Source organism: Methylobacterium sp. Leaf85 (genome assembly GCF_001422125.1).
GTDB classification, from domain to species: domain Bacteria; phylum Pseudomonadota; class Alphaproteobacteria; order Rhizobiales; family Beijerinckiaceae; genus Methylobacterium; species Methylobacterium bullatum.
The window spans coordinates 1-20515 of sequence record NZ_LMME01000034.1 but is presented as its reverse complement, the minus strand read 5'-3'; the positions used below and the strand labels follow the sequence as shown (position 1 = coordinate 20515).

Sequence of the window (20515 nt, the reverse complement as noted above, 5' to 3'; positions counted from 1 at the left end):
CGGGAAGAGCAGGCCCCGCGTCAGGCACCCGCCGCCTTGTGAATCACCGGCACCGCCGGCGCCCCCTCCCATTCCGAATGGCTCGGGATCGATTCGCCCTTCATCACGATGGTGAGCGGGCGAAGCCGCGCGTAGTCGCCGACCTTGGTGTCGTAGAGGACGGTGGAGAAGGCACCCACGGACACGCCCTCGCCCACCACCACCCGGCCGACCTTCATGATCCGGTCCTCGTAGAGATGGGTCTGGAGCGCCGAAGTCCGGTTGATCACCGAATAGTCGCCGATGGTGACGCAGTCGAATTCGGTGATGTCCGTGGTGAGCATGCAGACGCCCCGGCCGACCTTGACCCCGAGGAGGCGCAGCATCCAGGGCAGGAACGGCGTCCCGACCAGATGCTCCAGCAGCACCTTGCCGGCCAGGCCCCAGTACAGCACGGCCACGGCCTCGGTGCGCATGGCCCACCACGACCACATCGGCCGCATGCCGGGCTGGTAGACTCCCATCAGCAGCCATTTCACCCCGATCACGGTGAAGGACTGGATGAAGGCGATGGCGACGCTGACGACGACGAAGCTGATGGCGAGACCGGTCCAGTCCTGGGCGAGGATCGCGGGGTAGAAGTAGAAATCGATGGCCGAGATCGCCAGCGTGATGAACAGCATCGGCGAGAACGAGGTCGAGAACGCCTCGAAGATGCCACGCCGCAGCTTCGGTCCCAGACCCGGCTCGTAGGTCTGAGCGCTGGAACCGAGATCGACCTTCTGGCGCGAGGGCAGCTTGATCGGCGGCGAGCCGAACCACGTATCCCCTGGCGCCATCAACTCGTTGGCGGGCGGCTTCGACTTGATGCCCACCAGCATGTCGTCGGGAATCACCGCGCCCGGCGGCACCACGGCGTCGTTGCCGACGAAGACGCGTGCGCCGGTGCTCACGGGATGCATGTGCATCCAGCCCCGGCGGATCTCCTCCTCCCCGAACACCACCTCGTCTGCGATGAAGTTGCGCGCGCCGACATCCGCCAGATCGTAGCGCCCGGCGAGGTTGGTGGAGATCTCCGCCCCCTGCCCCATCCGCGCGCCCATCAGCCGGTACCAGGCCCGCATATAGACCGTGGCGAAGAGCGAGGAGAGCGTCTCCAGCGTCACCTCGGCGGCGAGCGCCACCGCCCATTTGCGCAGGTAGAAGCCGCTATGGATCGAGTAGGTGCCCGACGAGACCCGCGGCAGGACGAGCCAGCGGATGCCCGCGATGAGGAGCACCGTGCCCGCCGTCATCAGCATGGCGGTGGGCCAGGTCAGTAGCGGCAGGTACCAGTGGTAGTCGATGTCGGTGATGTCGCTGAGCGAATCGCTGAGCTGGTCGAAGATGTAGAAGGCCGGGAAGATCGGCAGCAGGCCGACGGCAGGGATCGCCGCGAGCAGGAAGGCGTAGACGGCCAGGAACCCGGCGCGCCTACGGGGCGAGGCCTGGGCGGCCTCGGGTAGGTCCGCGGGGTCGGCCATGCCGACCTTGCGGCCGGGCGAGCCGTCCCATTGCTCGGCGCGTCCCACCACCGTGCCGGTGGGAATCGTCGTCAGATCGGCGATCTCCGCGAAATCGCCGATCGTCGTTTCGGGGCCGATGACACAGGAGGTGCCGATGGCCACGTCCGCGCCGATGGTGACGGGGCCGATGACGAGTTCGTTGCCCACCACCTCGGCATTGGCGATGACGAGGCGGCCGCCGAGCGAGGCTCCTTCCCCGACGGTGAGGAGGTCGGGCGCGCCGACCTCGATGTCCGAGATGAGGGCGTCCGCGCCGATCTTCGCGCCCAGCAGGCGCAGGTAGATGGCGATGGCGGGCGAGCCCTGGAGCCATTTCACGTGGACGAGCGGGGTCAACCGCTGCGTCAGCCACCAGCGGTAATAGTAGACGCCCCAGAGCGGGTAACGGCCGGGCTTGGTGCGCCCTAGGATCAGCCATTTGGCAGCCACCGCGATGGAGGCGGTGACGGCGTTGATGCCGATATAGACGAGGAGCAGCACCGCCATCTCGCCGAAGAAGCCGAGCGAGCCGCCGGTGAGCAGCAGGTAGGTGACAAAGATGCCGAGCCATTGCGAGGTGGCGAGCGCGATGACGAAAGGCAGGGCGAGGGCCTGCGCGGTTCCGCAGAGGACGCGGCGCAGGAGCGGCGGCGCTACGAATCCGAGGTCGCGCACTGCCATCTGCGTACCGACGCCGCCGGTGCGCTCGATCAGCGCCTCCGACATCGCCCGCAGCGTGCGCCTCGTATAGACGTCCTGCAGGGTGATGGCGGCCAGCGCGGGCGCCTCGCGCACCGCGCCGACGAAGCGGGCGGCCAGAAGCGAGTGCCCGCCGAGATCGGTGAAGAAGTCGGCTTCGAACGGGATCGGCTGATTGCCGAACACCTGCTTGGCCGCGGCCAGCATCGCCGCCTCGGTCTCGTTGTCGGGCAGTTCCTGCTCGCCCGACAGGTCGGCGACCGTGAGGGTCGCGATGCGCAGGGCCTTGCGGTCGACCTTGCCTGAGGTGAGGCGGGGCAGCACCTCCACCACCTCGAAATGCCCCGGCACCATGTAGGGCGGCATCTGCTCGGCGAGGGTGTGGCGCAGGGCGGCCTTGTCGAACTCCGTTCCCCGTTCCGGAATCAGGAAGGCGACGAGCCGGTCGACACCGTCGTCCTGGCGCAGGACCACCGCCGCCTGATTGATGCCGGCCTGCGCCTGGATGCGGGATTCGATTTCGCCGAGCTCCACTCGGAAGCCGCGGATCTTGACCTGGTCGTCGATGCGGCCGTGGAAGACGATCCGCCCCTGCGCATCGAGGGAGACCGCGTCGCCCGAGCGGTAGAGAACCGGATCGGTCCCATCGGAGGCGAACGGGTTGGCGACGAATTTCTCCGCGCTCAGTTCCGGACGCTGGAGATAGCCCTTGGCGACGCCCGGGCCGCCGATGAGAAGTTCGCCCTGCTGGCCGGGCCCGAGCAGTTCCAGTCCCTCGCTCGCGACATAGACGGAGTAGTTCGGGATCGGGCCGCCGATGGTGACGGGCTCGCCCGGCCGCATCTCGGCGGCGGTGGCCACCACCGTGGCCTCGGTCGGTCCGTAGGTGTTGAACAATTGCCGGGAGGCCGTAGCCCAGCGGGCCACCAGGGGCTCGGGCAGGGCCTCGCCGCCCAGGAGCACGAGGCGGACGCTCGGCAGCGTCTGAGACAGCATGGCGAGCAGCGTCGGCACCGTGTCGAGAACGGTGACGCGGTTCTGCGTGAGGATGTCGGGCAGCGCCTCGACATCGCCCATCATGGCCGGGCTCGCCACGAACAGCGTCGCGCCGACGAGGTAGGGAACCCAGATCTCCTCCATCGAGAGATCGAACGCCACCGAGGCGCCCTGGAACACCACGTCGTCGGGCCGCATGCCGTAGAGGGCGTTCCCCGAGCGCAGGAAGTGGCAGATATTGGCGTGGCTGATGACGATGCCCTTGGGCAATCCCGTCGAGCCCGAGGTGTAGATCAGATAGGCCGGATGCGCGGGGGTGAGGCCGGCGCCGCGCGGATCGGGGCGCGGCGCATCCGCCGGCACCTCGGCGAGAAGCGCCTCCGTCGTGAGGGACGGGGTTCCCGTGGGCGCCTGGGGCGCGAGGGCGGGCGAGACCAGGAGCAGCTTGGCTTGCGCGTCGTCGAGGCAGACCGCCACGCGGTCGGCGGGAGCCTCCGCATCGAAGGGGAGCCATGCGGCTCCCGACATCGTGATGCCGATCTGGGCGATCAGCAGGTCGGGGCCGCGCGCCATCCAGAGGCCGACGACGTCGCCGGGGCCGATGCCGCGATGATTCAGGCCACGGGCGATGGCGAGCGCGCGGGCCTCGACCTCCGCATAGGTGAACTTTGGATGACGGCCGGCCGCGTCCCGGCTCGCGCCGTCCACGATGGCCGGATGGTCGGGGCGCAGGCGGGCGCTGTCGGAAAAGATCTCTCCCAGAACCTCGTCCCGGATGAGGTCCGGGCGGCTCTCTCCGCGCAGCACGGCCTTCCGCTCCGGCGCTCCGGCGCCGCTATGCGACCCGATCTCGCCCCGTTCGGCCTTGTCCACAAGCGACTCCGCCCGAGGCCGGGTCGTCTCGGCGAGACTGCTCATCCGATGCTCCGCTGCCGGCCCCGCCGCTGCGAGACCGTCCTTTTGGCCGGGTTAGGCGCCCGGATCGTGCCGAAATCGCGGCGCCCCACTGTGGTCGCGCCCGCTTAGCACGTTTGCCGAGCCGCCTAGAACCGGTCTTCGCGGAGAAAGCGGATCAGGCCCAGCGCCAGCGGGACTGGTCGAGGACGAGGACGCTGCCCTGGCGGATGCCCATCCGGGGGGCCTCGCGGATGCTGGTATAGCCGAGGATCACCAGGATGGCGCGGGCGACCCCGCCATGGGCGACGATGACCGCCGGCCGCTGCAGGTCCGCGATCGCCGGCCTGACCCGGTCCACCAGCATGGCATAGCTCTCGCCATGCTCGCCCGGCGGACGATAGCCCCAGCGGTCCCGGTCGCGCGCCAGGGCGCCCCGGCTGTCGCGCCGGCGGATCTCGGCCCAGGTCGAACCCTCCCAGGTGCCGAAGTTGATCTCCATCAGGCGAGTGTCGACGGCGTAGGCCTTCGGCGCGAGATCGAGGCTGGCCCGGAGCACCTCCATCGTCTGTCGCGTGCGCGTGAGCGGGCTCGCGACGAACGCGGCCTCGGCAAGGCTGGCCCCCGCCACGGCCTTCAGTCGCTCGGCCACGCTTTCGGCCTGGCCCAGGCCCGTGGCATTGAGAGGCACGTCGCGCTGGCCCTGGAGGCGGCCCTCCGCGTTCCAGTCGGTCTGGCCGTGGCGGATGAAATACACCGTCATGCGCGCCGGCCGTTCGTGGCGGGGCGCCGCGCTTGTCCGGAACGGGCACGGCCGCGGATCGTTGTCGCGCTCAAGGTTGCTCCAGGCGTTACAGGCATCGGCACACTGCTTTCCCGGAGCGGCGGTGCGCTGGTGCGGTGCCCGCGGCATCGATTGAATATCGTATAAGGCGAAATGTGATCATGGCGAAGAAGCGCGGCAAGCGGCATTCGGGCCAATCGGACACCACGAGGGCGCGCAAGCCCAAACCGCTTAGCCCACGTCCGGAATCGGACCAGCCGCCCTCCTCCGCCGCCTGGGCCCGTTCGGCGATGCGCCATGCCAAGCGCGAAAGCCCGGTCGACACGGCCGCCCTCGCCTCCTGCGCGGCAGCCGGCATCGTCACCGTGCAGCCGGGCGAGGCGTTGGATCTCGCAGCGATCGACGCCAATGCCGATGGCGGGCTCGACAAGGAGGCGTCCAAACAGGCGCTCCTCGTGGAGCATGGCCGCATCCAGGCGTTGCAGGAGCGGCTCTATGCCGAGCATCGGCGCAGCCTTCTCGTGGTGCTCCAGGCCATCGATACCGGCGGCAAGGACGGCACCATCCGGTCGGTCTTCGAGGGGGTGAACCCGCAAGGGTGTCGGGTGTGGTCGTTCAAGGTCCCGAGCGCGGAGGAGCGCGATCACGACTTCCTCTGGCGCTACCACGCCAAGGTGCCGGGGCGCGGCATGATCGGCGTGTTCAACCGCAGCCATTACGAGGATGTGCTCGTGGTGCGGGTGAAGTCCCTGGAGCCGGAGGGGGTATGGCGACCGCGCTACGACCTCATCAACGATTTCGAGCGGATGCTGACCCTGTCGGGCGTCACCGTGCTGAAGTTTTTCCTGCACATCTCGAAGGACGAGCAGAAGGAGCGCCTGGAGGCGCGGATCGCCGATCCCGAGAAGCATTGGAAGTTCGATGCGGCCGACCTCGTCGAGCGGCAATCCTGGGACGCCTATCAAGGCGCCTTCACCGATGCCCTGAGCCGTTGCTCCACCCCGCACGCGCCCTGGCACGTGGTGCCGGCCAACCGCAAATGGTACCGCAACCTCCTCGTCGCCCGCACCATCGCCAACACCCTGGAAGCGATGGACCCGCGCTATCCGGACGCTCAGCCGGGCATCGCCGAGCTGACGGTGCCGGATTGACCTGATCTGACCGCGCGACGATGGTTCGTGCGTCGGGAGCCGGTGCTTGAGAATGCGCGCATGCTGACCGTCCGCGACGTGGCGGCCTCGGGATACCGCTCCCTGCGGTCCATCCGGTTTCCGGTGGAGGCCCTCTCGGTCTTCATCGGGGCCAATGCCGTCGGCAAGACCAACCTCTACCGGGCGCTCGAACGCCTGCAGGCCGCCGCCGCCGGCACGCTGGTGCGTGATCTCGCGGCGGAGGGCGGGATGGACTCGGTCGTCTGGGCCGGACCACGCAGCGGCAAGGGGCCGGTGCGGGTGGGGTGGTCCGTCGAGCTCGGCGACGAGGCTGCGTCCGTCGCCCACCGATACGAGATCGAGGTCGGTCTGGTGCCCCAGTCGGAGGACGGCCCCAGGGGGGCCGCCTTCCGGCTCGAACCGCAGATCAAGCGGGAGCGGCTCACCGTCCTGTCGGGCCGGCGGCCGGCGGTCATGCTCGAGCGTGACGGGCCTTCCGGCTTCGTGCGCGGCGATGACGGCCGCAAGCGCTCTCTCGGCACGAGTCTCCTCGCCACGGAAACCGCGCTCGCGGCACTTCAGGACGCGGTCGCGTTTCCCGAACTGCATCTCGTCCGGCATGCGCTGCTGGATTGGCGCTTCCACCACGATTTCCGCACCGACGCGGCCTCGGCCCTGCGCCGGCCCTGCCTCGCCGTCACCACGCCGACCCTTTCGTCGGACGGATCCGACCTCGCCGCCGTGTTCGCCACCCTCCGGCACATCCGCGAGGACACCGTCGATCTCGACGGGGCCGTGGGCGATGCCTTCCCCGGGGCGCGCCTCGTTATCCCGTCGCCCGGCCGTGAGGCGAGCTTCGGAATGGTCTTCCCCGATTACCCCAAGCGCGTGTTCGAGGCCGCCGAACTGTCGGACGGGACGCTTCGCTATCTCGCCCTCGCCGGGGCCCTCCTCGCCTACCGGCTCCCGCCCTTCATCGCCCTCAACGAGCCGGAGACGAGCCTCCACCCGGATCTGCTCGATCCCCTGGCACGGATGATCGTGACCGCGTCGCGTCGCACACAGGTCTGGCTGGTGACCCATTCGGAGCGGCTGGCCGACGCGATCGAGGAGCAGGGCGGCGTGTCGCCCCGCCGGGTGTTCAAGCGGGACGGGGCGACCTGGATCGACGGGCTCAAGCTGTCGGGAGAGTTCGCGGAAGCCGACGACGCTTGACGGGGGCTCTCATGCTCAGCCGGTCATGCCCTGTCGCCGTGGTCGGGCCGCCAGCGCCGGAGAGATCCCGGCAGCGACCGCATCATTGTCCCGCCGATCCTGTCGGCATGGCGCTGGTAGAGGATGCCGAGGCCGATCAGGCCGAGACCGATGAGCGACAGGGCGAAGGGGAAGAGCAGCGAGTCCTTGAAGACGCGGTTCGCCAGGTCGCCGAGATAGAGTGCCACGCCAATGGCGCCGAACACCGCGTAGATCCGCCGAGACAGGAAGATGGCGAGGCCGATGAGCGCGACGTTCAACAGGGCATAGAGCGCCTTCGCCACCTCGCTGTCGGAGGATTGCCACGTCAGGGCGCCCCAGAAGGTGAGGATGCCGGAAAGATGGAGCCAGAACGCGTAATCCGTCCGCTTCTGGCGCAGGTCCACCGCCCAGGCGAAGGCGATGAGGCCGAGTCCGAACCAGAGCGAGATCGTCCGGCGGGTTTCCCAGTCGAGATCCGGCCCCGTGGCCCTGAGGCCGATATCCATGGACAGGAACCACAGGGCCACCGCCGCGATCAGGGTGATGAAGCCGAAGCGTGTGGCGCGCAGGGCGATGGCCGAGGCCACGAGGGTCGCCGCTTCCATGGGCACCCAGCCGCCCTTGATCCAGGTGAAGACGTCGCGATAGGCGCCCGGCCGGCCCTGCTCGCCCCAGCCCCAGCTCTCCTGCAGGCCGTAGACGGCGAGCGGCGTCATGGCCACGGCGCAGGCGATGAGGAGACCGCCGGGGACCGGCAGGTCGTGCGCGATGCGGAGGTGCCGCCCGGCGGCGACGAAGGCCGCCGCGTAGATCAGGGCGGTGGCGGTGAGAGCCGGTCCGCCCATCATCCCGAAGGCGAGGGTCGAGAACAGGCCCATGGCGCCGATGACCACCAGGGCGCCGGCATACCAGAGCACGTGGGCGAGATCGAAGGAGACGGCCCCTCCCGGCCGTGTGGCATAGAAGGCGGAAAGCGCGCGTGCCTGTTCGGCGGTGATGATCCCGGCGGACGCCGCATCATCGAAAGCGGGACGGGTCTTCATGGCGAGAGAGCCTCGGCGGGACGCGGCCCCGGAGCGGGTCGGTCCCTCGCCTTATCCGCCGGGGCAGGCCGGCGCGGCGCGCTCCCGCACGCGGCCCGCCTCACTCCTTGCTGTCGAGCCTCAGATCCGGCGCGTCCGGGTTCTTCATGCCGACCACGTGGTAACCGGCATCCACATGGAGGATCTCGCCGGTCATGCCGCGCGACATGTCCGATATCAGGTAGGAGGCGGTCTCGCCGACCTCCTCGATGGTCACCGTCCGCCGCAGGGGCGCGTTGTACTCGTTCCACTTGAGGATGTAGCGGAAGTCGCCGATGCCGGAGGCGGCCAGGGTCTTGATCGGGCCGGCCGAGATCGCGTTGACGCGGATCTTCGAGGGGCCGAGATCGGCGGCTAGATAGCGCACAGAGGCTTCGAGCGCCGCCTTGGCGACGCCCATGACGTTGTAATGCGGCATCCATTTCTCGGCGCCGTAATAGGTCAGGGTGAGGAGCGAGCCGCCATTGGGCATCAGCTTCTCGGCGCGCTGGGCCACCGCCGTGAACGAGTAGCACGAGATCATCAGCGACTTGGTGAAGTTCGCCTCCGAGGTCTCGACGTAGCGTCCCGTCAGCTCGTCCTTGTCGGAGAAGGCGATGCAATGGACGACGAAGTCGATCCCCTGCGGAAAGACGCGGCCGGCTTCCGCGAAGACGGCGTCGATGGAGGCGCCGTCGGTGACGTCGCAATGGCCAACCACATGGGCATCGAGCTCGCGCGCCAGGGGCTCGACCCGCTTCTTCAGGGCATCGCCCTGGTAGCTGAAGGCGAGCTTGGCGCCGTGGGCATGGGCGCTCTTGGCAATGCCCCAGGCGATGGACCGGTTGTTGGCGACACCGAGCACCAGACCGCATTTCCCGGCGAGCAAGCCGCCGACGTGATCGTGTACCGGGTTCGTGTCCGCCATGAGTCACCTGAGCCAGAGGCCGTCGCGCGCCGGAGCGCACCCGTCCGGACCTGGGGGGAAGCGCTCGCGCCGAGGCATCCTTAGCGGAGGTGCGCCGGGGACGGAAGTCCGCGCCTATGCCTGTCCAGAGGCGGTGCGCGCCGCCCGGCGCCCGTTGGCATAGGCGAGGAGGGTCTCGTCCTCGCTCGCCGGCAGCGAGATCGCCGTGGTAGCGAACAGGTCGCCGCGGGTGCCGTCCTTCTTCGGCAGGCCCTTGCCCTTGAGGCGGAAAGTCCGGCCCGAACTCGTCATGGCCGGAACGCGCATCTCTACCGCGCCGGTGAGGGTGGGCACGCGGATCGGGCCGCCGAGGATCGCATCTTCGAGGGCCAAATCCACGGAGGTGCGCAGATCCGCCCCCTCCACGGTGAAGCGCGGATGCGGCAGGATGCGGATGGTCAGCAGGGCGTCGCCCGGCGAGGAGCGGGGACCGCCCGGGTTTCCGAGGCCGCGCAGGCGGATGGTCTGCCCGTCCACGACGCCCTTGGGGATCACCACGTCCACGTCGCGTGAGCCCAGCGAGATCCGCAGCTTCTCCTCGCTCGCCACCTGCTCCAGGCTCACGGAGAGTTCGGCCGCGAGATCCTCGCCCTTCATCGGTCCCCTGGCGCCGGGACCGCCACCGGCACCGCCCCGGAACGTGTCGCCGAACAGGTGCGAGAAGATGTCCTCGCCGATCCCGCCGCCGCCCGCCCGGTTGCGTGCCGCGCTCTCGAAGTCGAAGCCCGCCGAGCGGGCGCCACCCGGACCGCCGCCGAAGCCACCGAACCCGTCGAAGCCGGCCGGCGCGCGGGGCTTGCCGTCGGCATCGATCTCGCCACGGTCGAACTGGCCGCGCTTGGTGGCATCGCCGAGGATCTCGTAGGCGCTGTTGGCCTCCGAGAAACGGTCCTTGGCCTTGGCGTCGTTCTTGTTGGTGTCGGGGTGGTAGGCCTTGGCGAGCTTGCGATAGGCCTTCTTGATGTCGGCCTCGCTGGCGCCCTTGGCCACACCCAGCACGTCGTAGGGATTGCGCATCGTCTGTTATCGGTCTCGGTGCCGCACGGGGCCGGGCTCATGCCCGCCCCTGTCGAAGTCTTCCGCTATGTGGAATGGATGTTGCTTCTATGCAACGGTCATCCGGCAGGATTCGACGGTTCGATCCACGCGTCAACCCGCCGCCACGCCGGACGATCCCAAAGGCGGCACGATCTTGCCAACAGCCGAGCCGTTGTCGGCGTCAGGCCTTGGCTTTGGCCGTGCGGATACGGGTCAATTCCCATTCGCCCCCCGAGGGCTTGCAGCCGGTACCGCGCACGAAACGACTGCGCGATGGCGCGATGACCGAGGCAAGGAAATCCCGGCAGATCAGGTCGTTGGCGACGTAGGGAAGGCCCGTCGGGTTGACGGAGCCGCGCAGGGACGAATCCGGGTTGTCCCATTTGACCGGACGGCCGTTGCCCTGAGGATCGAGGGCCACCGCCAGGGCCGCGTGCGCCCGGCGCCAATCCTCGTCGGACATCTCGCTGCCGAAGCTCTTGGGGCGCTTGTCGATGCTCCCCGTGACCAGGGGCTCGGGGACCGTCACGTCCGGTTCCGACTTGCTCTCGCTCTGGAAGGTGAGGATCGGAATGCCGCAGCCGGCGAGCGACAAGGCCAGGGCCACGCTGCCCGACGTCAGCACCGCCGCGCACCGGGCGCGGGCCAGACGGGGTGCGACGACGGCACGGATGGAGACGGGTTGGGCTTTACTCTCGCTCCGACGCATTACACCTGTTCTCACGACGTGACCCGAACGACGACAAATCGTGTCCCACGTCGGTGCCCCCGACCCGGATCTCACTCACAGGATTACGCCTTGGATCGGTTAAGGATCGATGAGCCGGCCACGCCCGGCAGTGTCTCACCCGCCGCCTCCCCCCTCGGGGCCGGTGGAGACTTCACGCTGTCCACAGACCCCTGGGGACTGTTTTCCGCCTGGATGGGCGAGGCCGAGCGTGCGGAGCCCGAGGATCCCAACGCCATGGCGCTCGCCACGGCCGGCTCCGACGGCCTGCCGGACGTGCGCATGGTGCTGCTCAAGGGAGCCGATGAGCGGGGCTTCGTGTTCTATACCAATGTCGATTCCGCCAAGGGCGAGGAACTGGCGCAGAACCCGCAGGCCGCCCTGGTCCTGCATTGGAAGAGCCTGCGCCGGCAGGTCCGCGCGCGCGGACCCGTGAGCCACGTGTCGCTCGAGGAGGCGGATGCCTATTTCGCGAGCCGCCGCCGCGAGAGCCGGATCGGTGCCCATGCCAGCCGCCAGTCCCGGCCGCTGGCCGACCGCGCCACCCTGGAAGCGGAGGTCGCCGCCCTGTCGGCCCGCTACGAGGACCAGCCGGTGCCGCGCCCGGAGAACTGGACGGGGTTCCGCATCGCCCCGGTCTCCATCGAGTTCTGGCAGGATGGGCCGTTCCGGCTCCACGACCGCGTCCGCTTCACGAGGGACGGCGGCGGCTGGCAGGGGGCGAGACTCTATCCGTGAACCGCCATCGGCCGGGAATGGGCGTTGTCTCGACCGCTTCCAGCCTTGCTGCGCCGCGGGATCGACCCTGGATTTCCCGGCTGGCGCAGCTTAGACCTGGGCTGTCCACCGCCCCCGGACCCTGAAGGAACGGCCTTGGCCATATCGAGCAATGAACGCCGCCGCGTCATGCTGCTGACGGGCGCAAGCCGCGGAATCGGTCACGCCACGGTCAAGCGCTTCTCCGCGGCCGGGTGGCGGGTCATCACCTGTTCCCGCCATGCCTTCCCCGAGAATTGCCCCTGGGAGATGGGGCCGGAGGATCACCTCCAGGTCGATCTCTCGGACCCCGAGGATACGATGCGCGGTGTGGCTGAAGTCGCCGGCCGTCTCGCCGACGAGGGCGGCCTGCTCCATGCGCTGGTCAACAATGCCGGCATTTCGCCCAAGGGCTCGAACGGCGAGCGCCTCGGCGCCATCGCCACGGAATTCGGCGACTGGCGCAAGGTGTTCCAGGTCAACGTCTTCGCGCCCCTGCTCCTGGCACGCGGCCTGTGCGAGGAACTGACCCGCGCCAAGGGCTCCATCGTCAACGTCACCTCGATCGCGGGGTCCCGCGTGCATCCCTTCGCGGGGGCCGCCTACGGCACGTCGAAGGCGGCGCTCGCCGGCCTCACCCGCGAGATGGCCAGCGATTTCGGCCCCCTCGGGGTGCGGGTGAACGCGATCTCGCCGGGCGAGATCGATACGGCGATCCTCTCGCCCGGCACCGACAAGATCGTGGCCGGCATCCCGCAGCGGCGCCTCGGCACGCCCGACGAGGTGGCCAAGGCGATCTACTTCCTCTGCACCGAGGCCTCCTCCTACGTGAACGGCGCCGAGTTGCACATCAACGGCGGCCAGCATGTCTGAACGAGGTGCGCTCTCGGCGTTCCTCGCGGTCTCCATTCTCGTCGCCTCGCTCCTGGGCGCGCAGCCCGTCCGGGCCGATCCGGTCGTGACGATCCTCGACCTGCCGTTCAGGGCGCGCGCCATGCGCGGCCCCGGCAGCGAGGTCTCCCTGGCTGTGGCGACCTCGGGCCTCCTTCCGCTCGCCCGTCCCAAAGGGTTGAAGGGCGAGGTGGTGGAGGATGTGTCCCTGGCCGTCCTGTGGGGCGACGAGGGCGGTGCCGCCCTGACCCTCGCCGACGGCAAGGTCGCCACCACCCTTCTCGGTGTGGAGGCCATCGACGGGTTCGCGGTCTCCGAGACCCCGCGCGGTGCCGTTGCCGGCACCCGGCGCGCGACTCTCGGTCCGCTCAGTGCCCACCTGTCCGACCCCGTCCGCCCCAATGCCAGCGAGTTCGAGCGTGCCGGGACGCTCACCATCCGCGAGCGCCAGCCGGTGGGGATGAGCGCCGATCCGAAGCCCGTCCCCATCGTGACCACCGCGGTCACCGCCGGTCACGGCGCTGCCTTCGCCCTGCGCCGCCCCATAGCGATCCTCATCGACGGCCGGCCGGTCATCGTGGCGGTGACGGCGCAAGAGGGCGGATCGGCTCTGGTCGTGGTCGGCAAGCCTTCGGCAGGGTTGGGCAAGCCTTCGGCGGAGCCCGGCAAGCCCTCGGCGGAGTCCACCAAATCCCCGGCGGAGCCGGACAAGGCATGGGCCATTCTCGCCCGGAGCCCGGTTCAGGCGGTGGGGCCGGGTGGACAGTCGCTGACACTCGCGGCGATCGGCGATGTCTCGAAAGCCGGTCAACCCCGGATCGCCGCGGTGGCGGCGCCCGACGGGGCCGGCATCCTCCAGCTCTGGGCCTACGAGGCCGGAGCCCTGCGACTGGTCGGCGAGGCCACCGGCTACACCACCCTGTCTCCGGGCGAGGGCGGGGCCGACCTGTCGGCCGTTCTCGATGCCGATGGGGACGGTGTGGCCGAACTCGCCTTGCCGGTGGCGGATCGGAGCGCCCTGGCCATCCTGTCCCTGAAGGACGGCATCCGCGAGGTGAAGCGCATCCCCTTGCCCGGCCTTGCCGCCTTCGGCGTCGCGGCAATCGGCCACGGCCCTCGCACGCGCCTTCTCGTCGGCCTCGCCGACGGGCGGGTGGCGCTCATCTCTCCGTAACCGAGAAACGTCGAGCCCCATGAGCGAAGCAGCGAGCGAGGACGGTTCCGACGTCCGGCTCTTCCCGGCGCGCCCCTTCTTAGGCGCGTCCATCGCCGTCATCCGCGACGGGCGGGTGCTGCTGGCCGCCAGGGCCAACGAGCCCCTGCGCGGGGTCTGGACGCTTCCCGGCGGGCTGGTGGAGCCCGGCGAGACCCTGGCGCAGGCGGCGCTGCGGGAGCTCGGCGAGGAGGTCGGCGTCTCGGCCGTGGTCGTCCGCTCCCTGACCCCGACGGAGATCATCCTGCGGGCCGAGGATGGCCGGGTGCGCCACCATTACGTCGTCCATCCCCACGCCGCCCTCTGGACCGCCGGCGAGCCGGCCCCCGGCCCCGAGGCCCTGGACGTGCGCTGGGCTCTTCCCGACGAGCTCGCCGATCTCGCCACGACGCCCGGATTGCGGGAGACGGTGGACGAGGCCTTCGCGCAGGTCGCTGGCCTGGATGGCGATACGCAATCCCGATGAGACCGACGGGCTCCTCGTCTCGACCGGGAAACGGTGTAAACCTGCCCGATGAGGTTCGCGGCGGAGGACGGGGCGTGTCTGTGACGTGGGTGAGGCGATGCCTGTCGCCCGTGCTGATGTTCGCCACCCTCGCGGTGGGCATGCCCGATCTCGCTTCGGCTCAGCAGCGCGCCAACCCGGCGCGGCCCGCGCAGAAGGCCCCGGAGAAGGACAAGGAGCCCCCTGCCCCCGCCGAGCCGCCGCCCGCTCCCTACGACCGGGACCTGATGCGGCTCTCCGAGATCATCGGCTCCCTCTCCTTCCTGCGCAGCCTCTGCGCGGCGCCGGACGCCGCCGAATGGCCGACCCGGATGAAGGCGTTGATGGAGGCCGAAGGGGTGACGCCGGGGCGGCGGGACCGCCTCGCCGGGGCGTATAACCGCGGCTATCGCGGATATTCCCTCACCTACCGGGCCTGCACGCCATCGGCGACGGAGGCGGCGTCCCGCTATGTCGCGGAGGGAGAACGGCTGTCCCACGCCCTGGCCAGCCGTTTCGGGGGCTGAGGCGGCGATGTGTCTTTCGGGAGACAGGGCATAAGGCTGAAGGAAATTCGTCGCATTCGACCCCCGGCGTTAACCGCTTCGCAATTCTTGGCTTCCCGATGCGCGAAGCTCAGCCTATGTTTCGGCCATCCGCCGAGCCATTCTTCGGCGCAACCGATGTTATCGCCATGCAGATCGACACCGCCCCCGCGCCCTTCGAGGCCGATCTCGACGACAAGCGCGTAGCCCTCGGCTACGTCTCGGAAGCGTTCGCGGAAGGCTGTCTCGACGGGCTCGACGGCGATTGCATGGCGCAGGCCGCCCTGTTCGCCGCCTTCCAGGAACTGGTGATGACCTATGGCGAGGACGCCACCGCGCGTTACGCCGAGGGTTTTCCCGACCGCATCCGCGGGGGCGCCTTCACCACCGCCCCCCAGCATTGAGGCGCGGGACCGGGCCGCACCCGACCCGTTGACGTTTTGCGTGTGATCGATCGAGCCGCCCGGACAGGACCGGGCGGCTCGATGCGTTTCGGGGCCGGGATCGAGCTCTGCCGGTAAATCCGTTAACCCGGCGACAGCGCCTCGTCGAACACCACCGCCTCGCCGCTGGACGGGCCGACGAGGTCGCCCTGCCACATCACGCGCCTGCCGCGCACGATGGTGCCCACCGGCCAGCCGGTGACGGTGACGCCGTCATACGGGGTCCAGCCGCATTTCGACGCGATCCACTCGTTGCGGATGGTCTCGCGGCGCGTCAGGTCCACCACCGTCACATCGGCGTCGTAGCCCACCGAGAGCCGGCCCTTGCGGCTGATGCCGAACAGGCGCTTCGGCCCGGCGCTGGTCATGTCGACGAAGCGGGCGAGAGACAGCCGTCCGTTGGCGACGTGATCGAGCATGATCGGCACCAGCGTCTGGACGCCGGTCATGCCGGAGGGGGAATCCGGATAGGGCTTGGCCTTCTCCTCCAGCAGGTGCGGCGCGTGGTCCGAGCCGAGGATGTCGGCGACGCCCTGCGTCAGCCCGTGCCAGATCCCGTCGCGGTGCGCCGCGTCGCGCACCGGCGGGTTCATCTGCACCAGGGTGCCGAGGCGGGCATAGGCCTCTGTCCCGTCGAGGGTGAGATGGTGCGGCGTCACCTCGACGCTGGCCACGTCCTTATGGTCGGCGAGATACACCATCTCCTCCGCCGTGGAGATGTGCAGGATGTGGATGCGGGCACCCGTCTCCTGCGCGATCCGCACGAGGCGCTGCGTCGCCTTCAGCGCGGCCTCGGGAGAGCGCCAGACCGGGTGCGAGGACGGATCGCCCGGCACCCGCAGGCCCTTGCGCTCGCGCAGCATGGGCTCGTCCTCGGCATGGAAGGCGGCCCGGCGCCGGGTGCGCTTCAGGATCTCCGTCACGCCGGCATCGTCCTCGACCAGGAGCGCGCCGGTGGAGGATCCGACGAACACCTTGATCCCCGCAGCACCCGGCAGGCGCTCGAGGGTGGCGACCTCTTGGGCGTTCTCGTGGGTGCCGCCGACCCAGAAGGCGAAGTCGCAATGCATGCGGTGGTGCCCACGCGCCACCTTGTCGGCCAGGGTCTCGGCGCTGGTGGTCAGCGGGTTGGTGTTGGGCATCTCGAACACGGCGGTCACGCCGCCCATCACCGCCGCGCGGGAGCCCGATTCGAGGTCTTCCTTGTGGTCGAGACCCGGCTCGCGGAAATGGACCTGGGTGTCGATGACACCCGGCAGCAGGTGCAGGCCGGTGCAATCCTGGCGCTCGCCCTCGGCCCGGGACAGGTCGCCGATGGCGGCGATACGGCCGTTTCGAATGCCGAGATCGGCGGTGCGCTCGCCGTCGTGATTGACGATCCTGCCGCCGGTGAGGAGGAGATCGAAGGGCTGGTCCATCGGGGTCGCTCCTGAACGGCGTTGAGACGCGGGTGGCGGCGGCTTATGTCAGCCTCGCGCGGCGTGCAACGCCGTGCCCTGCCGACAGGCCCGCCGGCGCATCGCCACGATGCGCGCCGGAGGGGCCTTTGCAGGATGACCTTCGAGGAGTTGCCATGCCGATCGCCCTGCTGCCGGACCGCGCCGTCATCGTCATCGCGGGCGAGGAGGCCGCGAGTTTTCTCCAGGGCGTGGTGACCTGCAATATCGAGACCCTCGAACCGGGTGAGGCGCGGCTCGGCGGGCTGCTGACCCCGCAGGGCAAGATCCTGTTCGATTTCCTGATCTGGCGCTCCGGCGACGGCTTCCGCCTGGATTGCCCGGCCGATCAGGCCCCGGCGCTCGCCAAGCGCCTCACGCTCTACCGCCTGCGCGCCAAGGTGACGATCGCCGTCGACCAGACCCTGGGGCTCGCCGCCGCCTGGGGCGGGGCCGAAACCGCCGCCGCCACCGAGCGCCTCCGCGACGGGCGCCTCCCGGCGTTGGGCGAGCGCCTCGTCTTCGCCGAGGGCGCGTTCTCGGCCGATGCCACCGAGGCGGATTACCACGCCCACCGCATCGCCCTCGGCATCCCCGAGGGCGGACGCGACTTCGCCTATGGCGATGCCTTCCCGCACGAGGCGCTGATGGATCAGCTCGCCGGCGTCGATTTCAGGAAGGGCTGCTATGTCGGCCAGGAGGTCGTGTCGCGCATGCAGCATCGCGGCACCGCGCGCACCCGCATCGTTCCGGTGATCTCCCGCGACGGGGAGGCCGTGACCTCCGGCGCCGAGGTGACCGCCGGACCGCGCGGGCTCGGCACGATCGGTAGCGTGTCGGGCGCGCGCGGCCTCGCCATGCTCCGCCTCGACCGCCTCGCCGATGCGGTCGCCGCCGGCGAGCCTGTGCGCGCCGGCGCGACGATCCTCGGTGTCGAGAAACCCTCCTTCGCCACCTTCGCCTTTCCGGAGGTGACGCCGGCCGGGTGATCGGGGGCGACAATGACACTCGGTGAGTGGAGGCGAAGCCGGAGCGACGGTGAGGGGGCGATTCCGGACGAGGCTCCTTGGGCCGAGCCCCCTCACCTTCGGCTGCCGCCTCGCCGCGCCGACGACGGGGTCGTCGCGGCCCTCTCCCCGCGTGCGGGGAGAGGGGATGCGCACCTGATCGCTCCTGGCGACGACCCGGCCTCCCGGCTTTCTCGGCCCATCTGGCGTTCTTGATCCGTTCCGATTATTCTCGATCCCATGCCGCACGATTCCACAGGCCTGATCCAACATCCCGACGGCTGCCCGCGCTGCTGGTGGGCCGGGCTCGATCCGGTCTACGTCGCCTATCACGACACCGAATGGGGCGTGCCCGAGCATGACGGCCGGGCGTTGTACGAAAAACTGATCCTCGACGGGTTCCAGGCCGGCCTGTCCTGGATCACCATCCTGCGGCGGCGCGAGGGATTCCGCCGGGCGTTCGCCGGGTTCGACCCGGAGGCCATCGCGCGGTTCACGCAGGCCGATGTCGAGCGGCTGATGCAGGATACCGGCATCATCCGGAACCGCGCCAAGATCGTCGGGACCATCGCGGGCGCCCGCGCCTTCCTCGCCATCGAGGAGCGCGGCCCCGGCTTCTCGCGCTTCCTGTGGGACTTCGTCGAGGGCCAGCCGATCCAGGGCCGGGCGACGGACCGGGCCGGCATCGCCACCGAGACGGAGATCTCGCGGGCCATCTCGCGCGCCCTCAAGAGCGAAGGGTTCAGCTTCTGCGGCCCCACCATCGTCCATGCCTTCATGCAGGCGGTGGGCATGGTGAACGACCACCTCGTCGGGTGCCATCGACACGCCCCCTGCGCCGCCATGGGGGCGGGCCGATGAGCGCCACCGCCCCCCGCGCCTGGCAGCGGATGCTGTCGGGCCGGCGTCTCGACCTCCTCGATCCCTCGCCGCAGGACATCGAGATCGCCGACATCGCCCACGGTCTCGCCCGCGTCGCTCGCTGGAACGGCCAGACCGCCGGGCCGCACGTCTTTTCCGTGGCCCAGCACGCACTTCTGGTGGAGGCCATCGGCGCGGATCTGGCCCCCGGCCGGACCCGGATGCAGCGCCTCGAACTCCTGCTGCACGATGCCCCGGAATACGTGATCGGCGACATCATCTCGCCGTTCAAGGCGGCGATCGGACCGTCCTACAAGGGTGTGGAACTGCGCCTGATGGCGGCGATCCGCCAACGCTTCGGCCTGCCGGAGCCCGACGAGGACGAGGTTCGCCTGGTCAAGCGCGCCGATGCGATGGCGGCCCATCTCGAAGCCACCCGCCTCGCCGGCTTTTCGGCCGACGAGGCCAGCGCGGTCTTCGGGCATCTGCACCCGGCGGCCCCGGAGGCGCAGGCGCTGATCGAGCCCTGGCCGACCGCCGAGGCTCAATCGAGGTTCCTCTCACGTTTTCAGGTTCTTAAGAGCGTTTCCTGATGTCGGATATCCACGTCTGCCCCCTGTCGCAATTGCCCCGGATTCTGGAGCGCACCGGGGCGAGCCACTTGATGACGCTGATGAAGATCGGCACCGCCATCGCACGCCCGGAGGGCATCGCCGACGGGCGCCATTGCGTGGTCGAGGTCAGCGACATCGTCGCCCCCCTCGACGGGCATGTCCTGCCGGGCGAGGTTCATGTGCGCCGCATCCTCGATTTCGCTGCCTTCTGGGACCGGGACCGGCCGCTGCTGATCCACTGCTATGCCGGGATCAGCCGCTCCACGGCGGCGGCCTACATCGCCGCCTGCGCCCTTGCGCCGGAACGGGACGAGGCCGAGATCGCCCGCGCCCTGCGCGCCGCATCGCCTTCGGCGACGCCCAATGCCCTGTTCGTGGAGATCGCCGACCGTCTGCTTGGGCGCGGAGGACGGATGTCCGCCGCCATTGCGGGGATCGGGCGGGGCGCCGACGCGTTCGAGGGAAATCCCTTCGCGCTCGCGCTGGGGTAAGGGCCAAGGCCGCGATCAGCTTATAATTGTGATGAATCGAGTGTGGCCGAAACGACGCCACCCTTGACGAAGTGCTTGCCGATGGAGCAGCCAACGCCCCCCTGGGCTTGTCGGGCAGGCAGCCGCAGGCTTAGACCGGCACAATGAGGGGTACCCTGGGATGACCGCAGCGCGATCCGCCGTGGCGGCGACAACCGATTCGAAGGTGTCCGACGAGGGACTCGACCTGCCGTTCGAGAAGGCGCTCGAACAGCTCGAGGAGATCGTGCGACGCCTGGAGAAGGGGGATGTGCCCCTCGACGAATCGGTAGCGATCTACGAGCGCGGCGAGATCTTGAAGCGGCATTGCGAAGGTCTGTTGCGCAAGGCCGAGGCGCGGATCCAGACGATCACGCTCGGGCCCGACGGGGGCGCGGCGGGTGTCGCTCCCCTCGATGTCGGCTGAAGCCACGGGGTCGCGATGATCCATGGTTTCATGAAAATTATTCATCTGCCGCAACAAGTTGCGCGCTTATCTTCCCTCCGGACGTGAGGTTGATTCTGTGTCACGGATAGAAACCTCGATCCTCGACGGGCTTGACGAGACGTCTGCTCTTCGCGCGCTTCCCGAGAGCCAGCTTCAGGCGGTGGCGGACGCTGTGCGTCAGGAGATGATCGACGCGGTGTCGGTGACGGGCGGTCACCTCGGGTCGGGTCTG

General features: G+C 69.5%; 21 protein-coding genes. 14 read left to right on the top strand and 7 right to left on the bottom strand.

The features are described 5' to 3' along the window. Positions 1 to 20: 20 nt before the first annotated feature. Together ASF08_RS21240 and ASF08_RS21235 are read right to left on the bottom strand one after the other, a co-directional pair. A complete protein-coding gene (locus ASF08_RS21240; RefSeq protein WP_244474602.1) occupies positions 21 to 4136 on the bottom strand; it encodes a Pls/PosA family non-ribosomal peptide synthetase in 4116 nt (1371 codons plus the stop codon). Positions 4137 to 4290: 154 nt separating this feature from the next. After that, entirely contained in the window at positions 4291 to 4875 is a 585-nt protein-coding gene (locus ASF08_RS21235) for a histidine phosphatase family protein (protein ID WP_056149290.1), read from the bottom strand. A gap of 182 nt (positions 4876 to 5057) precedes the next feature. Between ASF08_RS21235 and ASF08_RS21230 the strand changes: the two genes are divergently transcribed. Together ASF08_RS21230 and ASF08_RS21225 are read left to right on the top strand one after the other, a co-directional pair. Then, complete coding sequence (locus tag ASF08_RS21230) at positions 5058 to 6047, top strand: polyphosphate kinase 2 family protein (RefSeq protein WP_056149288.1); 990 nt, start codon at positions 5058 to 5060, stop codon at positions 6045 to 6047. Between the two features lie 60 nt (positions 6048 to 6107). Next, entirely contained in the window at positions 6108 to 7262 is a 1155-nt protein-coding gene (locus tag ASF08_RS21225) for an AAA family ATPase (protein ID WP_056149286.1), read from the top strand. Between the two features lie 23 nt (positions 7263 to 7285). Here the strand turns inward: ASF08_RS21225 and ASF08_RS21220 are convergent, their stop codons facing one another. The 4 genes from ASF08_RS21220 to ASF08_RS21205 all read right to left on the bottom strand — a co-directional run bounded on the left by ASF08_RS21220 (position 7286) and on the right by ASF08_RS21205 (position 11058). Next, positions 7286 to 8326, bottom strand: a complete 1041-nt coding sequence (locus ASF08_RS21220) for a hypothetical protein (protein ID WP_056149284.1) — start codon at positions 8324 to 8326, stop codon at positions 7286 to 7288. A 100-nt stretch (positions 8327 to 8426) separates the two neighbouring features. Next, positions 8427 to 9272, bottom strand: coding sequence for an enoyl-ACP reductase FabI (fabI, locus tag ASF08_RS21215; protein WP_018043432.1), 846 nt, complete (start codon positions 9270 to 9272; stop codon positions 8427 to 8429). A gap of 114 nt (positions 9273 to 9386) precedes the next feature. After that, positions 9387 to 10328, bottom strand: coding sequence for a DnaJ C-terminal domain-containing protein (locus tag ASF08_RS21210; protein WP_056149281.1), 942 nt, complete (start codon positions 10326 to 10328; stop codon positions 9387 to 9389). Between the two features lie 202 nt (positions 10329 to 10530). Beyond that, positions 10531 to 11058 (bottom strand): RT0821/Lpp0805 family surface protein, encoded by a 528-nt coding sequence (locus ASF08_RS21205; RefSeq protein ID WP_082473321.1) that lies wholly within the window; start codon positions 11056 to 11058, stop codon positions 10531 to 10533. A gap of 90 nt (positions 11059 to 11148) precedes the next feature. Between ASF08_RS21205 and pdxH the strand changes: the two genes are divergently transcribed. The 6 genes from pdxH to ASF08_RS21175 all read left to right on the top strand — a co-directional run bounded on the left by pdxH (position 11149) and on the right by ASF08_RS21175 (position 15369). Then, the gene (pdxH, locus tag ASF08_RS21200) at positions 11149 to 11814 is read left to right on the top strand and encodes a pyridoxamine 5'-phosphate oxidase (protein WP_373321276.1); all 666 of its coding nucleotides are present in this window, start codon (positions 11149 to 11151) and stop codon (positions 11812 to 11814) included. A gap of 168 nt (positions 11815 to 11982) precedes the next feature. Next, positions 11983 to 12705, top strand: a complete 723-nt coding sequence (locus ASF08_RS21195; protein WP_056149277.1) for an SDR family NAD(P)-dependent oxidoreductase — start codon at positions 11983 to 11985, stop codon at positions 12703 to 12705. After that, positions 12698 to 13897 carry a hypothetical protein gene (locus tag ASF08_RS21190; RefSeq protein ID WP_056149275.1) on the top strand — a complete coding sequence of 400 codons (1200 nt, stop codon included), beginning with the start codon at positions 12698 to 12700 and terminating at the stop codon, positions 13895 to 13897. The genes ASF08_RS21195 and ASF08_RS21190 overlap by 8 nt, the downstream gene beginning before the upstream one ends. 19 nt (positions 13898 to 13916) lie before the next feature. Next, a complete protein-coding gene (locus ASF08_RS21185) occupies positions 13917 to 14402 on the top strand; it encodes an NUDIX hydrolase (protein ID WP_056149273.1) in 486 nt (161 codons plus the stop codon). A gap of 116 nt (positions 14403 to 14518) precedes the next feature. Next, positions 14519 to 14947, top strand: coding sequence for a TIGR02301 family protein (locus ASF08_RS21180; RefSeq protein ID WP_244474611.1), 429 nt, complete (start codon positions 14519 to 14521; stop codon positions 14945 to 14947). A 167-nt stretch (positions 14948 to 15114) separates the two neighbouring features. After that, positions 15115 to 15369, top strand: coding sequence for a hypothetical protein (locus ASF08_RS21175; protein ID WP_026175868.1), 255 nt, complete (start codon positions 15115 to 15117; stop codon positions 15367 to 15369). A 122-nt stretch (positions 15370 to 15491) separates the two neighbouring features. On the opposite strand, the gene ASF08_RS21170 is transcribed toward ASF08_RS21175, so the two are convergent. Beyond that, positions 15492 to 16826: a dihydroorotase gene (locus ASF08_RS21170; protein WP_056149271.1), complete on the bottom strand. Its 1335-nt coding sequence runs from the start codon at positions 16824 to 16826 to the stop codon at positions 15492 to 15494. 155 nt (positions 16827 to 16981) lie between these two features. Here ASF08_RS21170 and ygfZ point away from each other — a divergent pair, with 155 nt between their 5' ends. From ygfZ to ASF08_RS24390, 6 genes are all read left to right on the top strand, one after another. Continuing rightward, a complete protein-coding gene (ygfZ, locus tag ASF08_RS21165) occupies positions 16982 to 17833 on the top strand; it encodes a CAF17-like 4Fe-4S cluster assembly/insertion protein YgfZ (RefSeq protein WP_056149269.1) in 852 nt (283 codons plus the stop codon). A 258-nt stretch (positions 17834 to 18091) separates the two neighbouring features. Beyond that, positions 18092 to 18712, top strand: coding sequence for a DNA-3-methyladenine glycosylase I (locus tag ASF08_RS21160; protein ID WP_056149267.1), 621 nt, complete (start codon positions 18092 to 18094; stop codon positions 18710 to 18712). Next, complete coding sequence (locus ASF08_RS21155; protein ID WP_056149265.1) at positions 18709 to 19305, top strand: HD family hydrolase; 597 nt, start codon at positions 18709 to 18711, stop codon at positions 19303 to 19305. Before ASF08_RS21160 ends, ASF08_RS21155 begins: the two co-directional genes overlap by 4 nt. After that, positions 19305 to 19817 carry a tyrosine phosphatase family protein gene (locus ASF08_RS21150; RefSeq protein ID WP_056149262.1) on the top strand — a complete coding sequence of 171 codons (513 nt, stop codon included), beginning with the start codon at positions 19305 to 19307 and terminating at the stop codon, positions 19815 to 19817. Before ASF08_RS21155 ends, ASF08_RS21150 begins: the two co-directional genes overlap by 1 nt. Before the next feature lie 160 nt (positions 19818 to 19977). Then, complete coding sequence (locus ASF08_RS21145; RefSeq protein ID WP_056149260.1) at positions 19978 to 20262, top strand: exodeoxyribonuclease VII small subunit; 285 nt, start codon at positions 19978 to 19980, stop codon at positions 20260 to 20262. Between the two features lie 97 nt (positions 20263 to 20359). After that, the coding region (locus tag ASF08_RS24390; RefSeq protein WP_156629544.1) for a 1-deoxy-D-xylulose-5-phosphate synthase N-terminal domain-containing protein at positions 20360 to 20515 on the top strand (156 nt) is incomplete at its 3' end.

Bases quoted from the DNA above. Each gene is read 5' to 3' on its own strand.
- ASF08_RS21190 (WP_056149275.1), top strand. From the start codon at position 12,698: ATGTCTGAACGAGGTGCGCTCTCGGCGTTCCTCGCGGTCTCCATTCTC.
- ASF08_RS21150 (WP_056149262.1), top strand. From the start codon at position 19,305: ATGTCGGATATCCACGTCTGCCCCCTGTCGCAATTGCCCCGGATTCTG.
- ygfZ (WP_056149269.1), top strand. From the start codon at position 16,982: ATGCCGATCGCCCTGCTGCCGGACCGCGCCGTCATCGTCATCGCGGGC.
- ASF08_RS21175 (WP_026175868.1), top strand. From the start codon at position 15,115: ATGCAGATCGACACCGCCCCCGCGCCCTTCGAGGCCGATCTCGACGAC.
- ASF08_RS21220 (WP_056149284.1), bottom strand. From the start codon at position 8,326: ATGAAGACCCGTCCCGCTTTCGATGATGCGGCGTCCGCCGGGATCATC.
- ASF08_RS21145 (WP_056149260.1), top strand. From the start codon at position 19,978: ATGACCGCAGCGCGATCCGCCGTGGCGGCGACAACCGATTCGAAGGTG.
- ASF08_RS21225 (WP_056149286.1), top strand. From the start codon at position 6,108: ATGCTGACCGTCCGCGACGTGGCGGCCTCGGGATACCGCTCCCTGCGG.
- ASF08_RS21210 (WP_056149281.1), bottom strand. From the start codon at position 10,328: ATGCGCAATCCCTACGACGTGCTGGGTGTGGCCAAGGGCGCCAGCGAG.
- ASF08_RS21235 (WP_056149290.1), bottom strand. From the start codon at position 4,875: ATGACGGTGTATTTCATCCGCCACGGCCAGACCGACTGGAACGCGGAG.
- ASF08_RS21195 (WP_056149277.1), top strand. From the start codon at position 11,983: ATGCTGCTGACGGGCGCAAGCCGCGGAATCGGTCACGCCACGGTCAAG.
- ASF08_RS21205 (WP_082473321.1), bottom strand. From the start codon at position 11,058: ATGCGTCGGAGCGAGAGTAAAGCCCAACCCGTCTCCATCCGTGCCGTC.
- ASF08_RS21230 (WP_056149288.1), top strand. From the start codon at position 5,058: ATGGCGAAGAAGCGCGGCAAGCGGCATTCGGGCCAATCGGACACCACG.
- ASF08_RS21240 (WP_244474602.1), bottom strand. From the start codon at position 4,136: ATGAGCAGTCTCGCCGAGACGACCCGGCCTCGGGCGGAGTCGCTTGTG.
- fabI (WP_018043432.1), bottom strand. From the start codon at position 9,272: ATGGCGGACACGAACCCGGTACACGATCACGTCGGCGGCTTGCTCGCC.
- ASF08_RS21160 (WP_056149267.1), top strand. From the start codon at position 18,092: ATGCCGCACGATTCCACAGGCCTGATCCAACATCCCGACGGCTGCCCG.
- ASF08_RS21155 (WP_056149265.1), top strand. From the start codon at position 18,709: ATGAGCGCCACCGCCCCCCGCGCCTGGCAGCGGATGCTGTCGGGCCGG.
- ASF08_RS21180 (WP_244474611.1), top strand. From the start codon at position 14,519: ATGTTCGCCACCCTCGCGGTGGGCATGCCCGATCTCGCTTCGGCTCAG.
- ASF08_RS21170 (WP_056149271.1), bottom strand. From the start codon at position 16,826: ATGGACCAGCCCTTCGATCTCCTCCTCACCGGCGGCAGGATCGTCAAT.
- ASF08_RS21185 (WP_056149273.1), top strand. From the start codon at position 13,917: ATGAGCGAAGCAGCGAGCGAGGACGGTTCCGACGTCCGGCTCTTCCCG.